This is a genomic window from Streptomyces sp. NPDC060205, assembly GCF_042728395.1.
Taxonomy (GTDB): domain Bacteria; phylum Actinomycetota; class Actinomycetes; order Streptomycetales; family Streptomycetaceae; genus Streptomyces.
Map to the genome: position 1 here is coordinate 1 of NZ_JBHWZP010000536.1, position 4,009 is coordinate 4,009.

The window sequence follows — 4,009 nt, forward strand, 5'->3', positions numbered from 1 at the left end:
CCTGAAGGGGCGCGGGGAACGGCGCGGGCAACCCCCACCGGCCCGCGGAATGATGCAACGGTCCAGGCCCCGTCAGGGGCGCGGGGAACTGCGCGACAAGCCCCCACCGGGGCCGCAGTCGACACTCGCCCGCTCCTTACGGCGGCGTACGCCGCGGCCGTCGCGGCGACGGCCCGGCACCGTGCCCCGGGGCTTGGGGCAGGCCGTGCCCCGGGACGCGGTCACCGGCCCACGACGGACGCCCCGGAGGAGCCGGAGGAGCCGGGGAAGCCGCGGCTCAGAACGTGATGCTCCAGCTGTCCAGGTAGCCCGGATCAACGGTGAAGATGCCCGGCGTGTTGTCCGTGACGCGCAGTCTCCACGTGCCGTCGGCCCGCAGCGCCGACGCGTCGACCGTGAACGTCGCGTGCAGTTCGGAGCCGGTGTCCCAGACGAAGTCCTTCACCAGCAGCGCCGTGCCGTCCTCGCCGACCAGGTGGATGACCTGCCCGCCGATGAAGTCGTGCACGAGGTCGACGGTGACCTTGAGGTCGCTGGAGGCGTTGCCCTCGCGCCCGGTGACGACGATCGGCGACTCGACCGTCCGCCAGTTGGGGATGTCGAAGCGGTCGGGGTTGACGAAGTGGTCACCGCCGGAGGCCAGGACCTTCCAGGTGAAGGACAGGGTGCGGGTCTCCGCCGCGGAGTTCCTGATCGTGATGGCCGCGGGGAAGGAGCCGGCTGCCGTCGGGATGCCGGAGACCAGCCCGGTGACGCGGTCGACGGACAGCCCGTCCGGCAGGCCGGCGGCCGAGTAGGTCAGGGCGCCGGGCCGCGTGCTCGTCGCCTCGAACGCACGGCTGACCGGCTGCCCCACCGCGGAGTCCCGGGCGGAGGGCGAAGCCGCGGCGATGTGGTTGACGTACCGCGGTCCGACGTTGACGGCGGCCCATGCGTTGCCGACGGCCTCGTACGCGTCGCTCGTCGTGCCGAAGAGGTCGGCCGCCGCCCGGAGCGTGGCGGTGCGGGCCCCGGCGTAGTCGGTGGTGCTGGTCATGTAGCGGGTCAGGGCCCGGTACCAGACGTTGGTGGCGTTGTGCAGGCCCAGGCCCGCGACCGGCAGGCCGTCGTAGGTGGGGCTGTCGTAGGCGACACCCCTCACCGTCTTCTCACCGCTGCCCTCGGCGAGCAGGTAGAAGAAGTGGTTGGCCACGCCGGAGCTGAAGTGCGGGTCGAGCTTGCGGGTCTGCGCGGTCCAGTGGTCCTGCGAAGTGCCCTTCGCGGACGCGTCCTTGGAGGGCTGGTCCATGTACCGCAGCGGCTTTCCGGTGCCGCGTACGTCGGCCAGTTCGCCGATGTGGTAGTCCGGCACGTCCTCGGGGCTGTCGGCGAAGAACTCCACGGCGGTGCCCATGATGTCGCTGGTGGCCTCGTTGAGGCCGCCCGACTCTCCGGAGTAGACGAGGTCCGCGGTCGCGGAGGTGACGCCGTGGGTCATCTCGTGGGCGGCGATGTCGAGTTCGGTGAGCGGCCGGGCGTCGTCCAGTCCGTCGCCGTACGTCATGCAGAAGCAGAGGTCGTCCCAGAAGGCGTTCGCGTACCCCTTGCCGTAGTGCACCCGGGAGCGGGCTCCCACACCGTCGTCGGCTATGCCGTTGCGGCCGAACCGGTCGTGGTAGAAGTCCCAGGTCTTCTGCGCGCCGTAGGCGGCGTCCACGGCGGCCGTCTGCCGGTCGGCGGGCGTCCCGTCACCCCAGACATCGTTGTCATCGGTCAGCGGTGTGCCGTTGCCGCCCGCGCTGATGTCGTACGTCGTGTGGCCGCCGCGCTGCGGATCGGTGAGCCGGTAGAGGTCGCCGTCGCGCACGGAGCCGACCTGTACGGTCCCGCTGTACTGGCTCACCCCCTCACCGGCGTGGACCTGCTCGAAGCTCCCCAGCCGGGCGCCGCTCCCGGCGTCGGTCACCACCCGCAGACTGCTCGGCGTCCCGTCCTCCTGGACGCCGTTGACGACGCTCTCCCAGGCGAGCACGGGTGCGGCGGCGCCCTCGCCCGCCCAGACGACGAGCCGCGGTGCTCCTTCGGCCGCCGCCTCGTCGGTCTTCTGCGCCTCGGCAGCGGCCAGCGCCGACTTCTCGGCCTTCGCGGCGGGTACGGAGGCTTTGGTCGTCGGTACCGAGATCGTCGCCGGCGACGACCTGGAGACGCTGCGGGCCGTGCCGCGCTCGTGGACCACCAGGTCGCCGCCGAGGACGGGCAGCCCGGCGAACGTACGCTCGTAGCGGGTGTGCACGGTGCCGTCGGCGTCCTTGATGACGTCCTTCGGGATCAGCTTCTCCCGCTCGCCCAGCTTCAGTGAACGCGCCGTCGCCGTACGGGAGTCGGCCGCCGCGGTGAGCAGCTTCTTGCGTTGCGCGGGGGAGAGCCCGACGGTTCTGGCGCCGGGTCTGGGCTCCGCCTTGATCCGGCGGGGAGCCTGGTCTGCGCGGGCGGCCTCGGGTTCGGCGCTCCAGGCGGGGAGTGCCGAGCCGAGAAGCGCGCCCAGCGCGGTGATCGCGATCGTCGTCGTGCGCAGGCGCGCGAGGGTGCGGCGGCGGGATGGCGCGGGACCGGGGGACGATGTCGGCGTCCCGGTCGTACGGAGGTTGTCCGTCACTGCTGCAACTCCTGGTGTCCGGCCGTCGGGTGACGACACGTCAGATGGACGCCGAGGGAAGGGTGCCCCGGCGGGAGAGGGGGGTGGGAGACGACCGTGCGGTCACTGGATCGTTTCAGCGGGAAGGGCGCGTGTCACCACTGCGGAGATCATTGTCCGGAATACGGTCAGCTGTCGTCGGCCGTGGGCCACACCGCGCGCAGTGGATCACGTGGGCCTTTACGCGGTGGCAACACGGCCTTCATCAGCCACTTTGGCCACTTCTCGCCCTACGGCCCGCTTTGGCGGACGTCCGTCACAGCCAGCCCCGGCGCGCGGCCTGCCAGGCCAGTTGCATGCGGGTCGCCGCGCCGGCCAGTTCCATCATGCGCTGGATGTGCCGCTGCACCGTGCGGCGGCTCAGGCCCAGTTGAGTGGCCACCGCCTTGTCGGTGACCCCGGCGACCAGCAGGGCGAGCAGCCGCCGGTCGACCGCGGACAGCGGATCGGGACCGCCGACCCCGTCCGTCCCGGCGACCGCGCCCGAGTCGTCGACGTCCAGCGGGACGGCGTCCTCCCAGTACCGCTCGAACAGGGCGACGAGGGCGGCGAGCAGATTGCTGTCCCGTACGAGTGCGGCGGTGGGCTCGTCCGGGTTGCCCTGGGGGCCGCCCGGCACGAGCGGGCAGACCGCGATGGCCCGGTCCGCGACCGCGAGCCGCAGCGGCAGATGCGGCACCGCGCGGGCGGTCTCCCCGGCGCGCACCCCCGCAACAACGTTGTCAACGGCTCCCTCGTCGTCGAAGAACGCCTTCTCGTACAGCACCCGGTAGCGCACCCCGCGCGCCAGCGCCTCGAACTCCGAACTGTTGCTGCCCGACGGCATCGCCACGTACTGGGCCTTGCAGAACCACAGCATCTCGTCCTGGGCGCTCGCCTGGATCTGCCGCAGATGCTGGCGCAGCGCCTCGGCGCCCGTGATGACCTCGATCAGCTCGCCCGCGTCCCGCCGGCGCATGGTGTCGCGGTACACCTGCAGCAGACTGGTGGCCTCCGCGCGTGCGAGATCGAGGGCGTCGGCGTTGCGCTTCAGCCGGGGGATCAGCGCCACGTCCGGGGGAGTGGCCCGGAAGTGCCGGGGGAGCAGGTCGGTGTGGCTCGCCATGCCTTTGACGGCGAGCGCGTCGAGGACGGCCTCGGCCTCCGCCGGGCTCAGCCCCGTGCGCGCGGCGACCTCACCCGCCGACGCCTGGCCCGCCGTCACCAGGTGCCGGTAGACGGACTCCTCGGCGTCCGACACCCCTGCAGCCTCCAGCGTCATGGCGCCCTCCCCGAGACCGACCGGTTCCACTGATCGGACACCGTACTCCACGGGTGTTACAGGCGGTGAGGGTG

General features: G+C 72.1%; 2 protein-coding genes. Both read right to left on the minus strand.

Annotated elements, in window-relative coordinates; genetic code table 11:
• Window positions 1-277: 277 nt before the first annotated feature.
• Entirely contained in the window at window positions 278-2,635 is a 2,358-nt protein-coding gene (locus ACFWGJ_RS42535) for a M4 family metallopeptidase (RefSeq protein ID WP_387334328.1), read from the minus strand.
• Window positions 2,636-2,930: 295 nt separating this feature from the next.
• The gene (locus tag ACFWGJ_RS42540; RefSeq protein WP_387334329.1) at window positions 2,931-3,935 is read right to left on the minus strand and encodes a helix-turn-helix domain-containing protein; all 1,005 of its coding nucleotides are present in this window, start codon (window positions 3,933-3,935) and stop codon (window positions 2,931-2,933) included.
• Window positions 3,936-4,009: the final 74 nt, after the last annotated feature.

What these genes read in the sequence shown, in the direction of transcription:
- ACFWGJ_RS42540 (WP_387334329.1), bottom strand. Translation starts at nt 3,935, where the DNA reads ATGACGCTGGAGGCTGCAGGGGTGTCGGACGCCGAGGAGTCCGTCTAC.